Source organism: Salmonella sp. GDC200615 (assembly GCF_050574145.1).
Taxonomy (GTDB): domain Bacteria; phylum Pseudomonadota; class Gammaproteobacteria; order Enterobacterales; family Enterobacteriaceae; genus Salmonella; species Salmonella enterica.
In genome coordinates this window covers 3,463,294-3,483,660 of record NZ_CP192247.1, presented here as the reverse complement: position 1 = coordinate 3,483,660, position 20,367 = coordinate 3,463,294, and the positions used below count along the sequence as shown (strand labels likewise).

General features: G+C 50.3%; 19 protein-coding genes and 2 pseudogenes. 15 read left to right on the top strand and 6 right to left on the bottom strand.

Annotation, left to right across the window (positions count from 1 at the left end):
* Window positions 1-66: 66 nt before the first annotated feature.
* Entirely contained in the window at window positions 67-1,041 is a 975-nt protein-coding gene (gene hemB / locus ACQ29O_RS16840; protein ID WP_000130724.1) for a porphobilinogen synthase, read from the bottom strand.
* 513 nt (window positions 1,042-1,554) lie between these two features.
* Here hemB and ehaB point away from each other — a divergent pair.
* Entirely contained in the window at window positions 1,555-4,569 is a 3,015-nt protein-coding gene (gene ehaB, locus ACQ29O_RS16835) for an autotransporter adhesin EhaB (protein ID WP_020937106.1), read from the top strand.
* A gap of 85 nt (window positions 4,570-4,654) precedes the next feature.
* Entirely contained in the window at window positions 4,655-5,278 is a 624-nt protein-coding gene (gene iprA / locus ACQ29O_RS16830) for a hydrogen peroxide resistance inhibitor IprA (RefSeq protein WP_000950242.1), read from the top strand.
* Between the two features lie 44 nt (window positions 5,279-5,322).
* On the opposite strand, the gene ampH is transcribed toward iprA, so the two are convergent.
* The gene (ampH, locus tag ACQ29O_RS16825; protein WP_000830773.1) at window positions 5,323-6,480 is read right to left on the bottom strand and encodes a D-alanyl-D-alanine-carboxypeptidase/endopeptidase AmpH; all 1,158 of its coding nucleotides are present in this window, start codon (window positions 6,478-6,480) and stop codon (window positions 5,323-5,325) included.
* Window positions 6,481-6,826: 346 nt separating this feature from the next.
* On the opposite strand from ampH, the gene sbmA reads away from it, so the two are divergent.
* A complete protein-coding gene (gene sbmA, locus ACQ29O_RS16820; RefSeq protein WP_000477024.1) occupies window positions 6,827-8,047 on the top strand; it encodes a peptide antibiotic transporter SbmA in 1,221 nt (406 codons plus the stop codon).
* A 14-nt stretch (window positions 8,048-8,061) separates the two neighbouring features.
* The gene (yaiW, locus tag ACQ29O_RS16815; RefSeq protein ID WP_253336134.1) at window positions 8,062-9,156 is read left to right on the top strand and encodes a surface-exposed outer membrane lipoprotein YaiW; all 1,095 of its coding nucleotides are present in this window, start codon (window positions 8,062-8,064) and stop codon (window positions 9,154-9,156) included.
* Window positions 9,157-9,193: 37 nt separating this feature from the next.
* On the opposite strand, the gene ACQ29O_RS16810 is transcribed toward yaiW, so the two are convergent.
* A complete protein-coding gene (locus tag ACQ29O_RS16810) occupies window positions 9,194-9,502 on the bottom strand; it encodes a YaiY family protein (protein WP_000763139.1) in 309 nt (102 codons plus the stop codon).
* Between the two features lie 267 nt (window positions 9,503-9,769).
* Between ACQ29O_RS16810 and ACQ29O_RS16805 the strand changes: the two genes are divergently transcribed.
* A complete protein-coding gene (locus ACQ29O_RS16805; RefSeq protein ID WP_001239240.1) occupies window positions 9,770-9,985 on the top strand; it encodes a DUF2754 family protein in 216 nt (71 codons plus the stop codon).
* Between the two features lie 25 nt (window positions 9,986-10,010).
* Here the strand turns inward: ACQ29O_RS16805 and ddlA are convergent, their stop codons facing one another.
* Window positions 10,011-11,105: a D-alanine--D-alanine ligase gene (ddlA, locus tag ACQ29O_RS16800; RefSeq protein WP_001096584.1), complete on the bottom strand. Its 1,095-nt coding sequence runs from the start codon at window positions 11,103-11,105 to the stop codon at window positions 10,011-10,013.
* Window positions 11,106-11,182: 77 nt separating this feature from the next.
* On the opposite strand from ddlA, the gene ACQ29O_RS16795 reads away from it, so the two are divergent.
* The 5 genes and pseudogenes from ACQ29O_RS16795 (at window position 11,183) to adrA (ending at window position 15,705) form a co-directional block, all read left to right on the top strand.
* On the top strand, window positions 11,183-11,896 hold the full coding sequence (locus ACQ29O_RS16795; RefSeq protein ID WP_000480784.1) for an extensin family protein: 714 nt from the start codon (window positions 11,183-11,185) through the stop codon (window positions 11,894-11,896).
* Window positions 11,897-12,064: 168 nt separating this feature from the next.
* Window positions 12,065-13,276, top strand: a pseudogene (locus tag ACQ29O_RS16790) (multidrug efflux MFS transporter).
* A gap of 296 nt (window positions 13,277-13,572) precedes the next feature.
* Window positions 13,573-13,833 (top strand): anti-adapter protein IraP, encoded by a 261-nt coding sequence (gene iraP, locus ACQ29O_RS16785; RefSeq protein WP_001518423.1) that lies wholly within the window; start codon window positions 13,573-13,575, stop codon window positions 13,831-13,833.
* Between the two features lie 348 nt (window positions 13,834-14,181).
* A complete protein-coding gene (psiF, locus tag ACQ29O_RS16780; protein WP_000705166.1) occupies window positions 14,182-14,502 on the top strand; it encodes a phosphate starvation-inducible protein PsiF in 321 nt (106 codons plus the stop codon).
* Window positions 14,503-14,593: 91 nt separating this feature from the next.
* A pseudogene (gene adrA / locus ACQ29O_RS16775) lies at window positions 14,594-15,705 on the top strand (diguanylate cyclase AdrA).
* Window positions 15,706-15,719: 14 nt separating this feature from the next.
* On the opposite strand, the gene proC reads toward adrA, so the two are convergent.
* Window positions 15,720-16,529: a pyrroline-5-carboxylate reductase gene (proC, locus tag ACQ29O_RS16770; RefSeq protein ID WP_000412189.1), complete on the bottom strand. Its 810-nt coding sequence runs from the start codon at window positions 16,527-16,529 to the stop codon at window positions 15,720-15,722.
* Between the two features lie 139 nt (window positions 16,530-16,668).
* Between proC and ACQ29O_RS16765 the strand changes: the two genes are divergently transcribed.
* From ACQ29O_RS16765 to ppnP, 5 genes are all read left to right on the top strand, one after another.
* A complete protein-coding gene (locus ACQ29O_RS16765) occupies window positions 16,669-17,124 on the top strand; it encodes a YaiI/YqxD family protein (protein ID WP_001746845.1) in 456 nt (151 codons plus the stop codon).
* A 184-nt stretch (window positions 17,125-17,308) separates the two neighbouring features.
* A complete protein-coding gene (aroL, locus tag ACQ29O_RS16760) occupies window positions 17,309-17,854 on the top strand; it encodes a shikimate kinase AroL (RefSeq protein WP_000983569.1) in 546 nt (181 codons plus the stop codon).
* A gap of 26 nt (window positions 17,855-17,880) precedes the next feature.
* Window positions 17,881-18,072: a protein YaiA gene (gene yaiA, locus ACQ29O_RS16755; RefSeq protein WP_001143162.1), complete on the top strand. Its 192-nt coding sequence runs from the start codon at window positions 17,881-17,883 to the stop codon at window positions 18,070-18,072.
* A 250-nt stretch (window positions 18,073-18,322) separates the two neighbouring features.
* Window positions 18,323-19,000, top strand: a complete 678-nt coding sequence (locus ACQ29O_RS16750) for an AroM family protein (protein WP_020937104.1) — start codon at window positions 18,323-18,325, stop codon at window positions 18,998-19,000.
* A 70-nt stretch (window positions 19,001-19,070) separates the two neighbouring features.
* Complete coding sequence (gene ppnP, locus ACQ29O_RS16745) at window positions 19,071-19,355, top strand: pyrimidine/purine nucleoside phosphorylase (protein ID WP_000941953.1); 285 nt, start codon at window positions 19,071-19,073, stop codon at window positions 19,353-19,355.
* 37 nt (window positions 19,356-19,392) lie between these two features.
* Here the strand turns inward: ppnP and rdgC are convergent, their stop codons facing one another.
* Window positions 19,393-20,304, bottom strand: coding sequence for a recombination-associated protein RdgC (gene rdgC / locus ACQ29O_RS16740; RefSeq protein ID WP_000964305.1), 912 nt, complete (start codon window positions 20,302-20,304; stop codon window positions 19,393-19,395).
* Window positions 20,305-20,367 lie beyond the last annotated feature (63 nt).

Genomic DNA, 20,367 nt, shown 5'->3' with positions numbered 1-20,367 from the left:
CGTTTGCGACTGAATAGTGGGGTGTAAAGTCGGGAAAGGGCGGCAGCGCGCCGCCCTGTAACAGAATTAACGCAGAATATTTTTCTCAGCCAGATCCAGCGCGAAGTAGCTGAAAATCAAATCGGCGCCGGCGCGTTTAATCGAGCCCAGACTTTCCAGCACGACCTTTTCTTCATCGATGGCGCCAGCCATAGCAGCAAATTTAATCATGGCATATTCACCGCTCACCTGGTAAGCGCCAAGCGGCAACTCTGTGCGTTCGCGGATTTCACGCAGCACGTCCAGATACGCGCCGGCCGGTTTCACCATTAAGCAATCCGCGCCCTGGGCTTCGTCGAGCAGTGATTCGCGAATCGCTTCACGGCGGTTCATCGGATTCATTTGATACGTCTTGCGGTCGCCTTTTAACGCGGTACCCGCTGCTTCACGGAAGGGGCCGTAGAAAGAAGAGGCGAACTTAGTGGAGTAGGACATTATTGCCGTATCGGTAAAACCGGCGGCATCCAGCGCCTGGCGGATAGCCTGGACTTGTCCATCCATGGCTGCGGAGGGCGCAATAAAATCTGCTCCAGCCGCCGCCGCGATAACGGCCTGCTTGCCGAGGTTGGCCAGCGTCGCATCGTTATCCACTCCGTGTTCGCACAACACGCCGCAGTGGCCGTGCGAGGTGTATTCGCAGAAGCAGGTGTCGGACATGACGATCATCTCCGGCACGGTTTGCTTACAGATGCGGGACATTCTTGCCACCAGTCCGTCTTCTTTCCAGGTATCGCTGCCGGTGTCATCAGTATGGTGAGAAATGCCGAAGGTCATAACGGAACGAATGCCAGCATTTGCGATACGTTCAATCTCTCGCGCCAGTTGCTTTTCCGGGATACGCATTACGCCGGGCATGGCATCAATAGCTTTGTAATCGTCGAGTTCTTCTTCAACAAAGATCGGCAACACCAGGTCGTTCAGGCTAAGTGTTGTCTCTTCAAACATAGCGCGCAGCGCAGCGGATTTGCGCAGGCGGCGAGGGCGATGGATAAGGTCTGTCATGGTCTGCCTGATGTTTGTGGAATCGAAGGCCCAGTATACCTGAATCTGCAGGCAGATGTTTTACGAAAACGGTCCTTAACGTAGCAGGCGCAGCCCCAGCGGCAGCAGAACATGACGCTTCCTTTATATACCGAAGATTAATACCTCAGGCACTATATCATTTTAAATAAGAATTAGTTTTACGTTGTTTTTAGTTTTATTTCATCGTCATTTAAGTAAATGTGGGTTTCAACATTATTCATGTTTATTTTGTTTTTCTTTAATCCATATTTATCTTATATGTGTTTTGTTTTTTTTATTTTCTTGTAAGGCCATGAAAAAGAATGCTTTTCAATTATAAATTTTCCTTTTATTACGTCCTTTTAATTCATGTCCGAATCCGGACTGAGGATAAAGAATAATTGAACCTTTTAGCAATGACGCCGCATAATCCTTCTTGCTAAACATCTGTATGTTTTTATGCATTGATAATTGATGGATCAACTATATTACGTCCCTGAGGAGGGATGACAAATGCACTCCTGGAAAAAGAAACTTGTAGTCTCACAATTAGCATTGGCTTGCACTCTGGCAATCACTTCTCAGGCGAATGCTACTACTAATGATATTTCTGGTACCACTTACAATACGTTTCATCACTACAACGATGCGACCTACGCTGATGACGTTTATTATGATGGCTATGTAGGTTGGAACAACTACGCAACTGATAGTTACTATAACGGTGACATTTATCCTGTAATCAATAACGCGCGAGTTAATGGCGTTATTTCTACCTACTATCTGGATGATGGCGTTACTACCAATACTAATGCGAATAGCCTGACAATTAAAAACAGTACTATTCACGGTATGATTACCTCCGCGTGTCTTGAGGGTACCGATTGCGTAAATCGTGACACCGGGTATGTATATGATCGTCTGGCGTTGACCGTTGATAACTCTACTATTGATGACAACTACGAGCATTATACCTATAACGGTACCTATACCGATGGTACTGCGGATACACATGTTGTTGATGTTTATGGCATGGGTACCGCGATTACACTGGATCAGGAAGTTGATCTGTCTATTGTAAATAATTCTCATGTTGCTGGTATTACCCTGACTCAGGGCTACGAATGGGAAGATATCGACGATAACACCGTTAGCACTGGCGTAAACAGTAGTGAAGTATTTAATAACACAATCAATGTTGTTGATTCTACCGTAACCTCTGGTTCATTGTCTGATGAAGGTACTTCCGGCTGGTTTGGTAATACTAATAACGCTAGCGATTACAGTGGTTCTTATACTGCTGATGACATTGCGATTGCGGCAATTGCACACCCATATGCTGATAATGCAATGCAGACGACGGTCAACCTCAGCAACTCCACGCTGATGGGCGATGTTGTATTCTCCAGCAATTTCGATGAAAACTTCTTCCCGAATGGAGCGGATAGCTATCGTGATACTGATGCTGACCGCGACACGAACGGTTGGGATGGCACTGACCGTATGGATGTTACCCTGAATAATGGTAGCAAATGGGTTGGTGCAGCAATGTCTGTACATATGACAGACACTGGTACTGATGCCGATGGAGACGGTGTTTTTGAATATACTGTAGATACTAACGGCGACGGTATTCTTGATGCCACATCTCCGGATGGAGTTTACGATTCTTATGCTGTAGGTACCGAGGCAACTGCAACTCTGATCGATATCGCAGCTAATAGTCTGTGGCCATTATCAACTGTAGGTGTTGATAACATTTATACTGACTACAGTGAGTATAACCATATCGTTGGTAACGAAGTTTATCAGAGCGGCCTGTTTAACGTGACCCTGAATACCGGATCACAGTGGGACACTACTAAAACTTCTCTGATTGATACGCTGAGTATCAATAGTGGTTATGTTGTCAATGTTGCTGATTCTACTCTGGTTTCTGACACTATCGGCCTGACTGGTGGTTCTGCTCTGAACATCAATGAAGATGGTCATGTTGCAACTGATACCCTGTCTATCGATAACAGTACCGTTACGATTGCTGATGATGTTTCTGCTGGCTGGAGCGTAAATGATGCTGCCCTGTACGCAAACACTATCAACGTAACCAATAATGGTGTACTGGATGTTGGTAATAGCGCTTCTAATGCGCTGCAGGTTGATACTCTGAACCTGACCAGCTACACCGATGCTAACGGTTATGTGAACGCTGGTGTCTTCAACATCGAAAGTAACCGTTTCGTACTGGATGCTGACCTGACTAACGATCGTACTAACGACACGACTAAGTCTAACTACGGTTATGGCGTGATTGCGATGAACTCTGATGGTCATTTGACCATTAACGGTAACGGCGATACTTACGATACCGACCAGACGGGAGCAGGTCAGGATGAAGTTGATAACGTTGGTGACAATGTTGCAGCTGCCACCGGTAACTATAAAGTGCGTATCGACAACGCCACTGGCGCGGGTTCTGTTGCGGATTATAAAGGTAATGAGCTGATCTATGTTAACGATAAGAACAGCACCGCAACCTTCTCTGCAGCAAACAAAGCTGACCTGGGTGCTTACACCTATCAGGCTAAGCAGGAAGGCAACACTGTCGTGCTGGAACAGATGGAACTGACCGACTACGCTAACATGGCGCTGAGCATTCCTTCTGCGAACACCAATATCTGGAACCTGGAGCAAGACACCGTTGGTACTCGTCTGACCAATGCTCGTCATGGCCTGGAGGATAACGGCGGCGCATGGGTAAGCTACTTCGGCGGTAACTTCAACGGCGACAACGGCACCATTAACTACGATCAGGATGTTAATGGCATCATGGTCGGTGTTGATACCAAAGTTGACGGTAACAACGCTAAGTGGATCGTTGGTGCGGCAGCAGGCTTCGTGAAAGGCGATCTGAGCGATCGTACCGGTCAGGTGGATCAGGACAGCCAGTCTGCCTACATCTACTCTTCCGCTCGTTTCGCAAACAACATCTTTGTTGACGGTAACTTAAGCTACTCTCACTTCAACAACGATTTGTCTGCTAACATGAGCGACGGTACTTACGTTGACGGCAACACCTCTTCTGACGCCTGGGGCTTCGGCTTGAAACTGGGTTATGATCTGAAGCTGGGTGATGCAGGCTACGTAACGCCTTACGGCAGCGTATCCGGTCTGTTCCAGTCCGGCGACGACTACCAGCTGAGCAACGACATGAAAGTTGACGGTCAGTCTTACGACAGCATGCGTTATGAACTCGGTGTAGATGCAGGTTATACCTTCACTTACAGCGAAGATCAGGCGTTGACGCCGTACTTCAAACTGGCTTACGTTTACGACGACTCCAACAACGATGCTGACGTAAACGGCGACTCTATCGACAACGGCGTAGAAGGTTCTGCGGTACGTGTTGGTCTGGGTACTCAGTTCAGCTTCACGAAGAACTTCAGCGCCTACACCGATGCTAACTACCTCGGCGGCGGTGATGTTGATCAAGACTGGTCTGCAAACGTTGGTGTTAAATATACCTGGTAATCATTTTCTCTCAGGAGAAATAAAGGTAATTTAAACTGAAAAATGCCCGTCAAGGACTTGACGGGCATTATTGCAAGGAATGCATATGTTATCTTTAAGCAAGCCACTACAGGAATTCTACAGACTCGATAAATGCCTTTCTAAGCATGGTACGCGTTTCGAGTTTGTTAATGATAAAGAGATTATCTGTTCACCTGATGAAAGTAATACCCATACCTTTGTTATTTTAGAGGGGGTTGTTTCGTTAGTTCGCGGTGATAAAGTTCTTATTGGTATTGTGCAGGCCCCCTTTATTTTCGGTTTAGCCGATGGTGTGGCGAAAAAAGAGGCACAATATAAATTAATTGCGGAGAGCGGTTGCATTGGTTATCGCCTCTCATCATCACAAACTCTTGCCATCATTGAGCAAAACCAACTGTGGCGTGAAGCCTTCTGTTGGATAGTATGGAAAAGTCAGGTACTGGAACTTCGTGACAAGCAGCTCATTGGTAATAATTCTTACGACCAAATTCGTGCGACGTTAATGACAATGATTGAGTGGGATGAAGAACTTCGCTCACGTATTGGTGTTATGAATTATATTCATCAACGAACGCGCGTATCGCGATCGGTGGTGGCGGAAGTTCTCGCGGCCCTGCGTAAGGGTAATTACATTGAAATGAATAAAGGCAAACTGATCAGTATTAACCGTTTGCCCTCCGAATATTAACAAGAATGTTGCGCCTCGTCTGATATAGCGCGAGGCGCGACGACTCAGGATGCAGGAATAGCAATCGGTTTATTGCCGCTTAGCTCAGTAACCAAATCGTTAATCCCGTCGCTCATATTGGTAAAACGCGTGAGAGGGGAACGGGTTACGACCACAAAAGCGCCAATATTATATTGCGGGATCATCGCCATATAGGTAATAAAACCGCCGCCTCCTCCTGTTTTCTGGATAATGCCAGGACGTCCGTCTTTTGGCGCCATATAGACCCAACCCAGACCGAGCGCGTCGGCTTTACCCGGTACGTCCATCCCGATGATTTTCTTTAACTGTGTGCGCTGATAAATCAACGTTTGCATACGATCGGCCTGTTGGCTACGGTGATAGAAATCTGACGACAGATACTGTTGCATCCAGCGCATCATATCTCCTGGCGTAGAATAGACCCCACCGCTGCCAATGGCAGCCAGCGTATTATTACAGGGGCTTGCGCCTTTTTCTGCCACTATCAGACGCTTACACTGATCGGGAGAAGGGGTAAACGTGGTGTCTTTCATTCCCAGCGGGCGGGTAATCTTTTCTTCAAACAGTTGCGTATAAGGTTTGCCGGAGGCGGTCGCCAGCGCGTCGGCTAACAGGTCGAACGCCAGATTGGAATAGGCCGCCTGTGAACCGGGCGCGACTTTTAACGTTGCTGTGGAGAGCCAGTTCCAGCGTTGTTCGCGGGTTGGCCAGACAAATACCGGACGATGCGCCGCGCCGCCGGGCTGTTCTCGCGGAAGCGCGCTGGTGTGGGTCGCTAAGTTGACCAACGTAATCGGCGTGCCTTGATACGTCGGGACATGCGCGCCGGGAGGCGCATATTTGCTGAGAGGATCGTTTAATTTTACCGTTCCCTGATCGAGCAATTTTACCAACATTTCACTGGTCATGAGCTTGGTGAGAGAAGCGATACGAATGACCGAATCAAGCTGTGGACGAACATTATTGCCCGGTCTGGTGTCACCGAAACTACGAAACACGCGTTGATTGCCGTCGATCACCACCAGCGCCATGCCCGTGGCACCGCTACCATAAAAGATATGCTCGGCATAACGATCAACGATATCAGAGGCAAAAACCGGATCGGCAATCGGCTGAGCCGCCTGGACAGAAGTAAGTGATGCCGCAAACAGCATGGCAGTAAAAAGCAGACTACGTTTCAACGGTGATGTCCATAAGTGAAATAACGGTGGTTATGCGTATTTATACTACCCGGCGGCACATTGCAAAACGTTAAAGAGAAAAAAGTGGGTGAAAAAACGTAACGGCGGGTTTTCGTGATGGAGAATGTTTACTTTTGTGATAGATCGCTTGTGATAACCTGATAGCGTCAGCGTGCCTGCTGTGTATGAAACTCGTCGAAACAATTCTGTTGAGCAGAAATGCGAACTAAGCGTCACAACGTAGGTCACAATGCCTGGTTTAGCCCTTTCATTTGCGTGGGCATGGCGTGCTATTGCCGCCGTCACAGCAGCCGTAATAAAGATAAGAAGTTAGCAGGAGAGCATGATGTTTAAATCTTTTTTCCCAAAGCCAGGGCCGTTTTTCATGTCGGCGTTTGTTTGGGCGCTGATCGCCGTCATTTTCTGGCAGGCGGGAGGAGGAGATTGGGTGGCGCGACTTGTGGGGGCATCCGATGAAGTGCCTATCAGCGCAGCGCGCTTTTGGTCGCTGGACTATCTGATTTTTTATGCTTATTACCTGATTTGCGTGGGATTATTTGCAACGTTCTGGTTCATCTATAGCCCGCACCGCTGGCAGTACTGGTCGATACTTGGCACCTCGCTCATTATTTTTGTCACCTGGTTTTTGGTGGAGGTTGGCGTCGCGGTTAACGCCTGGTACGCGCCGTTCTATGATTTGATTCAAACGGCGCTCAGCTCGCCGCACAAGGTCACTCTTGGTCAATTTTATCATGAAGTGGGGGTGTTTCTCGGTATTGCGCTTATCGCCGTGGTGATCGGCGTGCTGAACAACTTCTTTGTCAGCCACTATGTATTTCGCTGGCGTACCGCAATGAATGAGCACTATATGGCGCACTGGCAGTACCTGCGCCATATCGAAGGGGCTGCCCAGCGTGTGCAGGAAGACACCATGCGTTTTGCCTCTACACTGGAGAACATGGGCGTGAGTTTTATCAATGCCATCATGACGCTTATCGCCTTTCTGCCGGTGTTAGTCACCCTGTCAGCGCATGTGCCGAATTTACCCATCGTAGGACATATCCCTTACGGCCTGGTCATTGCCGCCATAGTCTGGTCATTAATGGGGACGGGCCTGCTGGCGGTCGTCGGGATCAAATTGCCAGGGCTGGAATTTAAAAATCAGCGAGTGGAAGCCGCTTATCGTAAGGAGCTGGTCTACGGTGAAGATGACGCCAGCCGCGCCACGCCGCCCACCGTCCGTGAACTGTTTAGCGCGGTGCGCCATAACTACTTCCGTCTCTACTTTCACTATATGTATTTCAACATCGCGCGCATTCTCTATTTGCAGGTCGATAACGTTTTCGGTTTGTTCCTGCTGTTTCCTTCCATTGTTGCCGGTACGATTACGCTGGGGCTGATGACGCAAATCACCAACGTGTTTGGCCAGGTGCGCGGTTCGTTCCAGTATTTGATTAACTCCTGGACGACGCTGGTGGAGCTGATGTCTATTTATAAACGTTTACGTAGCTTTGAACGCCAGTTGGATGGTCAGCCAGTTCAGGAAGTGACCCACTCTTTTAGCTAACAGAAGGAAACGTTATGTCGGCGGCGTCCCGTCTTTATCCTCTGCCTTTTCTGGCGGTTGCCATATTGGCTGGCTGTAGTAGTCAATCCGGGCAGCCGGTGAGCAAGGGCGAGAAGCCTGTCGACGTGGCAAGCGTAGTACGTCAGAAAATGCCAGCCAGTGTCAAAGACAGAGAGGCCTGGGCGAAAGATATCGCGACAACGTTTAAGAGCCAGGGGCTGGCGCCGACGGTAGAAAATATCTGTTCGGTGCTGGCTGTCGCCCAGCAGGAGTCCGGTTATCAGGCGGCTCCTGTCGTGCCGGGGCTAAGTAAAATCGCCTGGCAGGAGATTGATCGCCGCGCTGAACGACTACACATTCCGCTGTTTCTGGTGCACACCGCGCTGAAAATTAACTCCCCCAACGGCAAGAGCTATAGCGAACGCCTGGACACGGTAAAAACCGAAAAACAGCTTAGCGCTATTTTTGATGATTTTATCAATATGGTTCCTATGGGGCAGACGCTATTTGGCTCATATAACCCGGTGCATACGGGCGGCCCGGTGCAGGTCAGCATTGCCTTTGCCGAACAGCACGCGAAAGGTTATCCGTGGAAGATGGCGGGTACGGTACGTCAGGAGGTCTTTACGCGCCGTGGCGGGTTGTGGTTTGGAACTTACCATTTGCTGAATTACCCGGCGAACTACAGCGCGCCTGTTTTCCGCTTCGCCGACTTCAACGCGGGATGGTACGCCAGCCGTAACGCTGCGTTCCAGAATGCCGTCAGTAAAGCCAGTGGGGTAAAACTGGCGCTGGATGGCGATCTGATTCGTTATAACAGCAAGGAACCGGGCAAAACAGAGTTAGCGGTACGCAAACTGGCAGGGCAGTTGGGAATGAGTGAGCGTGAAATTCGCAGCCAACTGGAGAAAGGCGATAGCCTGGCGTTTGAAAAAACGGCGCTCTACAAGAAAGTCTATAAACTGGCCGAGGCCAAAACGGGCAAGACGCTTGCGCGGGAAATGTTGCCCGGTATTCAACTGGAAAGTCCGAAGATCACGCGCAAGCTGACGACCGCCTGGTTTGCTAAACGAGTTGATGAGCGGCGGGCGCGGTGTATGGGGCGATAAATTTCGCGCTGGGATATTTTCTCCAGCGCGCTAAGGTTTATTGGTGACGGTGACGCCAGCGTAAAAACGCGGCGATAACGGCGAAAATGAGGCAGCCCGTGAGGAAGGGCACCAGGCCAAAAATCGTCCCGACGCCCAGCCCAATCTCTACCCGCGGTCGACCTGTATCCTGTACCTGCATCAGATGCTCATAGATGCCCGGCGCATGAACCAGCAGGTTTAAGAGTTGCGCTCCGGCCCAGAAGCAAAACAGTACAAATATGGCGTAAGCAATATTTCCGGGCGTAGAGGAGGTTTCTCGATGCTTCCCGCTGAACAGCGATTTTGAGAGAGTGAAATCAGCCATAAAGACCTCCAGGATGATCGGCTACGATCTGGCGTTATGCCATCGGCTTACTGTGAAGTCTGACAGGTCATTGTGTTTGTCAATATCAGAATCACGGTAATTTCACATACGGAATGTATCCATCGCGTAAATTTTTGTTAGTTGTCACAAAACGATCACTTTTATCAAAATTAATTAACATTTAAGAAATTCCGTATCCCCCACAGACTCGCCCGCCAGAAGTATGCAAAAATACGTTTTTGTTGCTGTTAATACGTCGGAGTCGTTATGCGTTTGCCTGTAAAAATTCGTCGTGACTGGCACTACTATGCCTTCTCTATTGGCCTTATCTTTATTTTGAATGGCGTCGTAGGATTGCTGGGATTTGAGGCGAAAGGATGGCAAACCTATGGTGTTGGGCTGGTAACGTGGATTATTAGCTTCTGGCTGGCGGGGTTCATTATTCGCCGGCGCGAAGATGATGAGGTAAAAGACGCCCGATAAACGTTGCGCTATCGGGCGTGCGGTATTACATCGTGGTTTTTAAGGCGTTATTCGCCGTATGGCGTTCCAGCGCCAGCTCAATCAGGCGGCTGATCAAATCGGTATAGCCCAATCCGCTCGCCTGCCAGAGTTTTGGATACATACTGATATTGGTAAAACCTGGCAGCGTATTAATCTCGTTAATCACGACCTCATTGTCTGCCGTTAAGAAGACATCGACACGCGCCATACCCGCGCATCCCAGCGTCTGATAAGCCTGGATCGCGATCGCGCGGATCTTGTCATTCACCCCGGAAGGAAGCTGCGCAGGCACGACAACTTGTGCGCCATTATCATCAATATACTTAGTATCGTAGGCGTAAAATTCGCTGTTCAGTACGATTTCGCCGCAGGTACTGGCCTGTGGGTTATCGTTACCTAATACGGCGCATTCGATCTCGCGCCCTTTGATCCCTTGCTCCACCACCACTTTATGATCGAATTCGAAAGCCAGCGCGACCGCCTGCTGATATTGCGCTTCGTTAGCGACTTTACTAACGCCGACCGAAGAGCCCTGATTGGCGGGCTTAACGAACAGCGGCAGTCCCAGACGGGATTCAACCTCGGCAAAACTAAACGCGTGACGATTCGTTCGGGTGAGTGTAATAAACGGGGCGATATTCAGTCCTGCATCGCGTAGCAGTCGTTTGGCGATGTCTTTATCCATGCAGGCTGCGGAGCTCAGCACGTCTGAACCGACAAACGGTAAGTTTGCGACGCGCAGCATCCCCTGCAATGAGCCGTCTTCGCCCAGCGTACCGTGGACGATAGGAAAAATAACATCTACCGTCGGTAGCGGCTGCCCGTTCTGGGCGTTAATCAATTGGTGTTGATGTTTGCCAGGCACCTGGGCCAGACTGATTGCCGAAGGACGTAGCGCGATATGTGCCGGATCGTCTGCATTCTGCAAATAATTTTCCGCATCGTTAACATGCCATTGTCCCGCCTTATCTATCCCTAACAGCACCACATCGAAGCGGGTTTTATCGATCGCATCAACGATATTTTTCGCTGATTGCAAAGACACTTCATGTTCCGCCGACTTACCGCCAAATACTATTCCTACCCGCAATTTCGCCATCTTAAAAACCCATTCCATCGAATGCAAAGCGTATACATTACCACGACAAAACGCGGGTTTCGCGGGGTTCTGCCATAATGTTTATGGGATGTGAGAACGGAGGCCGCGTGAGAGGTAAGGGTTTTCTGATTATTGTGCTGTTGGGCGGTATTGGCGGGCTGGGATATCGTTATCTTCCCTCTTATTATAATCCTTTTGCTCCGCTACAACTTGCCGATCCGCCAGGCTGGATCACTACCTTCAAACTACAGCGCCTGATGCCGTCGCAGTGCCGGGAGCTGTTGACGGCGGCCAATCAACAGGGATTAATTTCATCACAACCTGTTGCGGATAGCGCTGGTGAATGTCCCTTGTCCCATGTTGTGCGCGTCAGAGATTTTGGCCAGGTCGAACTGAGCAGCAGTTTTTTAGCCTCCTGCCCGTTGGCGCTGCGCTCCGCGCTGTTTGTCGAACAGCAGGCAAAACCTTTAACAGAAACGTGGATGAAGCGCCGCCTGACCCGCATCGAACATCTGGGTAGCTATGCCTGCCGTAATATTTATCACCGCCCGGATGCGCGTCGCAGTGAACATGCCAGCGCAGAAGCGCTGGATATCAGCGGGTTTCAGCTATCAGATGGCCGAAAAATCACTGTTCTGCGCGGCTGGGGGCGTCAGGAGACGGGGCCCTGGTTACGCGCTATGTTAAACGCCAGTTGCCATTATTATGGCAATGGGCTCGGGCCTGACTATAACGCTGCTCATGCTAACCATTTTCATCTTGGAATGCGGGGCTACGGCGTGTGTCGTTAAAGCATAAACGTCTGCCTTGCGCGGCTATATAATGTGACATGTTTCACAAAAATGATGAACGGGGAGACAAAATAGCAAAGTGTGACGTATCGCACCTCTGGAACCACCAGGAAAAAGAGAACTTGCTAAGCTAACGCGTATTTTCAGCTACTTACCGTTACGAGTCTTATGGAATCCTGGAAAGTTAATCTAATTTCCGTTTGGTTTGGATGTTTTTTTACCGGGCTGGCAATCAGCCAAATCCTGCCATTCTTACCCCTTTATATTTCCCAGCTTGGCGTCTCTTCCCATTAAGCGTTATCAATGTGGTCCGGGTTAACGTTTAGCATCACGTTTCTTATTTCCGCCATTGTGTCGCCGATGTGGGGCAGTCTCGCCGATCGCAAAGGGCGTAAACTGATGCTATTGCGCGCGTCGCTCGGGATGGCGATAGCTATTCTACTGCAGGCATTCGCGACCCATGTCTGGCAACTTTTCCTGCTGCGCGGAATCATGGGGTTAACGTCAGGTTATATCCCCAATGCTATGGCGCTGGTAGCCTCTCAGGTACCGCGCGAACGTAGCGGCTGGGCGCTCAGTACACTTTCTACCGCGCAGATCAGCGGCGTTATCGGCGGGCCGTTAATGGGCGGCTTTGTCGCGGATCATATCGGGCTGCGGGCGGTATTTCTGATTACTGCCATGCTGTTGGTGGTGAGCTTTCTGGTCACGCTATTTTTAATTAAAGAAGGCGTGCGTCCGGTCATCAGGAAAAGCGAACGCCTGAGCGGTAAAGCCGTTTTTGCGTCGTTACCTTATCCTGCGCTGGTGATCAGTTTGTTTTTTACCACGATGGTCATTCAACTCTGTAATGGTTCCATCAGTCCAATCCTGGCGCTGTTTATCAAATCAATGATGCCGGACAGTAATAACATCGCCTTTCTTAGCGGGGTAATCGCCTCGGTGCCCGGTATCTCTGCGCTTATCTCCGCGCCTCGCCTGGGAAAACTTGGCGACAGAATCGGCACGGAAAGAATTCTGATGGCCACGCTTATCTGCGCAGTGCTGCTTTTCTTCGCGATGTTCTGGGTCACCACGCCGTTCCAGCTGGGGCTGTTACGTTTCTTGTTAGGCTTTGCCGATGGCGCGATGTTACCCGCCGTACAAACGTTATTGGTGAAATACTCCAGCGATCAAATTACCGGACGTATTTTTGGCTACAACCAGTCATTTATGTACCTGGGCAACGTGGTTGGGCCGTTGATGGGCGCGACGGTATCGGCGATGGCCGGTTTCCGCTGGGTTTTTATCGCTACGGCGGCGATCGTGTTGATCAATATCGGGCAACTGACCCTGGCGTTACGTCGTCGGCGTAACGCGCAAAAAGCGAAAGGCCAATAGCGGTGCATCGTAACGGCACTTCTGCCGTTACGATATGGTTTAAATTAAAAGATATATTCTTTATCCGTGAAGTTTTTCTATAGATGGCATAACCTTAAATTATGATATAGCGTGATTATTGTTTTTTGATGGTTTATTATCGTCTCGTTTACGGCCTGAGAAACGTTTCGCTGCGTCGACAGTGATAATTATTTGTGTAAAGCTCTTCCTGTATCATAAAAATAGTACTTTCAGCCTCTAGGCAGTGGTTCTTCATAGTGATAACGTCACCCTGGAACTAATAAGGAAATATGGCCATGAAAAATCTCATAGCAGAGTTGTTGCTTAAGCTAGCCCAAAAAGAAGAAGAGTCGAAAGAACTGGTTGCTCAGGTAGAAGCGTTAGAGATTATCGTCACAGCAATGTTACGTAACATGGCGCAAAACGAGCAGGAGATGTTGATACGTCAGGTAGAGGGGGCACTTGAAGGCGTAAAGCCGGATGCCAGCGTTCCTGATCACGATACGGAATTGCTGCGCCAATATGTAAAAAAGTTGCTGAGACACCCCCGGCACTAATCGTATTTAAAACAACACAGTTGTTATAACGTTACTTTTATAAAATAGCCCTGGCCGCTTCGTTTTTATTTTGCTCTGTATTAACCAGAAGAAAATAAAAACGAAGCGGCTATGGTAATAACAGTGTAACGTTATGCGTTGTTCTTCTGCATCCTGCGTGACTGTGGATAATCGAGTTGCACATTAGCCTACGGTTTGTCAATCAATAAAACATATATTGCTAACGGTAAGTAATACTTTTACTGCCGGGTGGTATTTTTGCCAGTAACAGCCAGACTTATATAAAGTCCCTGGGATATTTCCCAAAGGGACAACGTGTAATGCGTACACTGACAAAAGGATGGTGCTATGAAAATAACATTACTGGTGACTTTACTTTTTGGCCTGGTCTTTTTAACCGCCGTCGGCGCAACCGAAAAACCGTTAACACCGCAACAGCAGCGCATGACGACCTGTAATCAGCAGGCGACAGCGCAAGCGTTGAAAGGCGATGCACGTAAAACTTACCTTAGCGACTGTCTAAAAAACAGCCAGTCAGGCCCTGGCGAGAAAAGCCTGACGCCGCAACAGCAGAAAATGCGTGAATGCAATGTTCAGGCGACGGAACAATCCCTGAAAGGCGATGACCGTAGCAAGTTTATGAGCGCCTGCCTGAAAAAAGCGGCGTAGTGCTATCGGGTGAGCCCTGAAAAACACTCACCCGAAATTTCATACTTCCTCCATGCGCTCTGTTTCTATAATTTGGGAAAATTGTTTCTAAATGTTCCCAAAAATAATGAATGATGAAAATTTTACCGAAAAGCGGTTGAACAGGCGGTAGCGCCGCCTGACCCTCCTGATGATCGTCAGCGCTCCGGGTTGCGCTCCGCCCGGCGCATCAGGCTACCGCGTGCGGTGGGGTTAGGGGGGATGTTTTTACCGGTGGCCGCCGTGTTAGTGTCGCAACCTGTCTTTGGCGGCTGGTGGCTATTGCTGGTCGGCTGGTCTTTTGTCTGGCCGCATCTGGCGTGGCAGTGGGCGGCGAAAGCCCTTGATCCGCTACGCCAGGAAATTTACAACCTGAAAGTGGATGCGATCCTCTCCGGCATGTGGATCGCGTTGATGGGCGTCAATATGTTGCCTGCCGCCGCGCTGTTTATGATGATGAGCATGAATCTGATGGGCGCTGGCGGGCGGCGGCTATTCACTGTCGGAATGGGCCTTTTGCTGGCGTCATGTCTGGTGACGTTGCAGCTTACCGGGCTACCTGTCGCGATGCGAAGCTCGTCGCTGGAAGTCACGCTCTCTTTGCCCGTCATTATGTTGTATCCGCTGCTGTTCGCCTGGGTAAGTTACCAAACGGCCATTAAATTAGCGGAACATAAGCGACGCTTGCAGGCGATGAGCTCGCGGGATGGCATGACCGGCGTCTATAACCGACGCCACTGGGAAATTTTATTACGTAATGAATTCGATCACAGCCGACGCCACCATCGGGAGGCGACATTGTTGATTATCGACATCGATCATTTTAAGAGCATTAACGACACCTGGGGACATGATGTTGGGGATGAGGCTATTATCGCCCTGACGCGTCAATTACAGATAACGCTACGCGGGAGTGATATTATCGGGCGCTTTGGCGGCGACGAATTTGCGGTGATTATGTGCGGAACGCCGGCAGACAGCGCGATTACCGCCATGTCGCGAGTGCATGAACGGCTAAATACCTTACGCTTGCCGGGCGCGCCGCAGGTCATGTTACGTATCAGCGTGGGCGTGGCGCCGTTAACGCCACAAATCGGTCATTATCGGGAATGGTTAAAGACTGCGGATATGGCGCTTTACAAAGCAAAGAATGCCGGACGTAACCGCACCGAAGTGGCGGCATGACGTCCAGCCGGGCTTCAGGATTTACTGATCGCCTCTGATTTTTCCATACACTTCGTCATCGCTTCTATTACCGCAGCGCGGAAGCCACGTTCTTCCAGAACGCGTACGGCTTCAATCGTCGTTCCGCCAGGCGAGCACACCATATCTTTCAGTTCGCCGGGATGCTTTCCGGTTTCGAGTACCATTTTCGCCGACCCCATGACGGCCTGCGCGGCGAATTTATGAGCCTGAGCGCGAGGCATACCGCCCAGAACGGCAGCGTCCGCCATCGCCTCGATAAACATAAACACATAGGCCGGCGAAGATCCGCTCACGCCAACCACCGGATGGATCATCGGCTCAGCAATCACCTCCGCCTCGCCAAAGCAGCGGAAAATATTCAGCACATCAGCCGTATCTTCCGGTGTGACCAGCGCGTTGGGTGTGACGGAAGTCATTCCTGCGTTGACCAGCGACGGCGTATTCGGCATAGCGCGAATGATTTTACGGTCGTGTCCCAGCGCGCGCGCAAGCTGATCAAGCGTTACGCCTGCGGCGATAGAGACCACCAGCGAGTCTTTGTTCAGGCTGGAGGAGATTTCACTGAGCACTTTCACCATAATGCCCGGTTTTACCGCGCCGAAAACGATATCCGCGACCTGAGCGACCTCCTGCGCGCTTTGCGCCGCATTAATGCCGTACTGGTCATGCAGGGCGGCAACTTTATCGGGGGAGGGGGTGTAGACCCAGATCTGGCCGGGAAGTACCTGACCGCTGGCAATCAGTCCGCCAAGAATAGCCTTGCCCATATTACCGCAGCCAATAAAACCGATTTTCTTCTCCATCTCGTCACTCCCTATGTTTGTGTGTTATGGGGAATGGTTAGCTTAACGCGGATTGAAAACGGGCAGAAGGAGAAACAGTACTTTGATGAAAGACAAAAGCGCGAGACAATAAAAGATTGTATACCGTACGGGAGACATTATGACCATCTGTGTGGATGCGGATGCGTGTCCGAATGTCATTAAAGAAATTTTGTACCGCGCCGCCGAGCGGATGCAGTTGCCGCTTATTCTGGTTGCCAATCAGGCCTTGCGCGTGCCGCCTTCGCGTTTTATCCGCACGCTCCGCGTGGCCGCCGGGTTTGACGTGGCGGACAATGAAATCGTGCGTCAATGCAAAGCGGGCGATCTGGTGATTACCGCGGATATTCCGCTGGCGGCTGAAGTGCTGGAAAAAGGCGCTGCGGCTCTTAATCCCCGGGGAGAACGCTATAGCGACGCCACGATTCGTGAACGTCTGACGATGCGTGACTTTATGGACACGCTACGCGCCAGCGGCGTACAAACGGGGGGGCCAAACACTCTCTCGCCGCGCGATCGTCAGCATTTTGCCGCCGAGCTGGATAAGTGGTGGCTGGAAAGCCAGCGTAAAAAATAAATCATGTAATGAAAAATTTACAGTTTATTCATTTCTGATTCTTGCTATAGTACTAATATTGTGACTTTAGTACCTTTGTGTAAATTATTATTTACATTTATGCGTTGTACTAGTTAGATGATATGATTATAACATTGCTGATATCAAATCCTGCGTATGCGCAGTTCCTGGGGGAGCGCCTGCTATGATGCAACCTCTTTATCTTGTTGGCCCGCGGGGCTGTGGGAAAACCACCATCGGTATGGCGCTGGCGCAGGCAACCGGTTTTCGGTTTGCAGATACCGACCGCTGGCTGCAATCGCACGTGCAGATGAGCGTCGCTGATATCGTTGAAAAAGAAGGCTGGGGAGGGTTCCGCGCCCGGGAAACCGCGGCCCTGGAGGCGGTAAGCGCGCCTTCGACTGTCGTGGCGACGGGAGGCGGTATTATTCTCACGGAGTATAACCGACGTTATATGCACCGTGTTGGCGTAGTGATTTATCTGTGCGCGCCGGTATCCACGCTGGTTAACCGGCTTGAGGCTGAACCTGAAGCGGATCTGCGCCCGACCCTCACCGGCAAGCCGTTGAGCGAAGAGGTTCGGGAAGTGCTTGAGCAGCGTGACGCGTTGTATCGCGAAACGGCGCATTACATTATTGACGCGACGAAAGCGCCGGCCCAGGTCGTTTCTGAAATTATTGCGGCGCTGCCGCCGTCGACGCAACGGTTACAGGGAGATGTCTATACTTAACGCTCACCCAGAATAAAGGAAACGCTATGCCAACCAGACCACCTTATCCGCGGGAAGCTTATATCGTCACCATTGAAAAAGGCACGCCGGGCCAGACGGTGACGTGGTATCAGCTACGGGCTGACCATCCGAAACCTGATTCGCTCATCAGCGAGCATCCGACCGCAGAAGAAGCGATGGATGCGAAAAAACGTTACGAAGATCCGAATAAATCATAGACGCATGAACCACTCGGAGGGGATTCTGAGTACCCCTAAATTGTATCTCCATCACATTCTTGAAACATTTATACTGGCAACTAAAACCGTAAATTAAGCGATAACAATACAATATTGGAGTTATTTGGAATCTTTACACAATACGTTGCTCATCTGCTGCTACGCTTTCTGAGATTTGTAGGGCAGGTAGCGCGGTGAGCGTGTGAATATTTGCCCGGGAATTACGACGAAGTAATAAGGTGGAATAAAAATGAGTGCGTCGTTGGCAATCCTCACAATCGGCGTTGTGCCAATGAGCGAAGTGTTACCGCTTCTGACGGAATACATCGACGAACAACACATCACCCATCATAGCCTGCTGGGAAAAATGAGCCGGGAAGACGTTATGGCGGATTACGCTGTAGAGCCTGGCGACGATCCGCTTTTGACGTTGCTGAATGATAACCAGATAGCCCATGTTTCCCGCCAGAAAGTGGAGCGAGATTTTCAGAGCGTTGTCGAGGTGCTGGATAATCAGGGTTACGATGTCATTATACTGATGAGCACCGCGGCGATTAAAAGTATGGCAGCCCGTAATTCTATTTTGCTTGAACCGCTGCGTATTATTCCACCGCTTGTCGCCTCTATTGTGGATGGACATCAGGTTGGCGTGATTGTGCCTGTTGCAGAACTTCTGGCGGCCCAGGAGAAAAAATGGCAGGTATTGCAAATGCCGCCGGTGTATTCGCTGGCGAATCCGGTTCACGGTTCTGAGCAACAGTTAATTGATGCCGGGCAGGCGCTACTGGATCAAGGCGCGGACGTCATTATGCTGGATTGTCTGGGTTTTCATCAGCGTCATCGGGATATTTTACAGCAGGCGCTGGATGTGCCGGTTTTACTCTCTAATGTTTTGATTGCGCGGTTAGCTTCAGAACTGCTTGTCTAATTTTACGTGACAGGCCGAACGTCAGGACTCTATATTGGGTGTTAATTTAATAATGAGACGGGGCCTGATTATGCTACAAAGCAATGAATACTTTTCCGGGAAAGTGAAGTCTATTGGATTTACCAGCAGTAGCACCGGCCGGGCCAGCGTTGGTGTGATGGCGGAAGGGGAGTATACATTTGGCACCGCCGAACCCGAAGAGATGACGGTTGTGAGCGGCGCGTTGAAGGTACTGTTGCCGGGAACTGTCGAATGGAAAGTGTATACAGCCGGTGAGGTGTTTAACGTGCCTGGCCACAGCGAGTTTCATCTCCAGGTTGCTGAGCCCACCTCGTATCTGTGCCGCTATTTGTAACGGTGAGTCCCCTCTCCGGCGGAGAGGGGCCCTCTGGTTAGCGCTGCGCTTCGCCGCCTAATCCTTCCACCAGGCTTTGAATCAGCGCCGCCAGCTCGCCGGTCATCAGGATAAAGTCCGCGTCAAAACGTTGGGCAAAATCTTCCCGGTCGATATCTTCGTTCTGGTCGCGCAGCTCATCGCAGAATTTCAGACGCTTAATGGAGCCGTCATCGCACATGACGAATTGAATGCGCTGCTGCCAGTCGAGCGCCAGCTTCGTGACCACTTTACCCGCTTCAATATGAACGGCGATCTCGTCGCTGACCAGATCCTGCTTTTTCGCGCGGATCACGCCGCCATCTTCCAGCATCGCTTTCAATTCGGCTTCGTCCAGCAACTGGAAACCCTGAGCGACCGTACCGGAGCGCACCCACTCGGTGAGCGTCAGCTCAATCGGATTTTCCAGCGCCAGCGGGACGACCGGCAGCGAGCCAAGACTTTTACGCAGTAGCGCCAAAGTATCTTCCGCTTTTTTCGCGCTGGCGCAGTCAACCATAATCAGGCCGTTAACGGTATCAATCCACATCATTGTCTGACTGAAGCGGCTAAACGCGCGCGGCAGCAACGAATGCAACACTTCATCCTTCAGGGAATCTTTTTCCGTCTTCTTCAGCTTGCGTCCCTGATCGGCTTCCAGTTTCTGGATTTTCGCCTCCAGAGCCTGTTTGATCACTGGCGATGGCAGGATTTTCTCTTCTTTGCGCGCGCAAATAATAATCTGGCCATTGGCGGTGTGCGTTAACGCATCGCTGTGAGAGCCCATCGGCGGAACCCAGCCCATTTTGGCCATATCCTGGCTACCGCATGGGGTAAACGTCATTGAGGCGAGCTGTTTCTCCATCTCTTCGGCGCGTAATGTAATATCGCGGCTAAGACGGTAAACCATTAAATTTTTGAACCACAGCATGATAATTTCCACGGCCTTGTCGTTAAATCCAGGCGGTATAGTAACGAATTGTCGGCAGGCTTG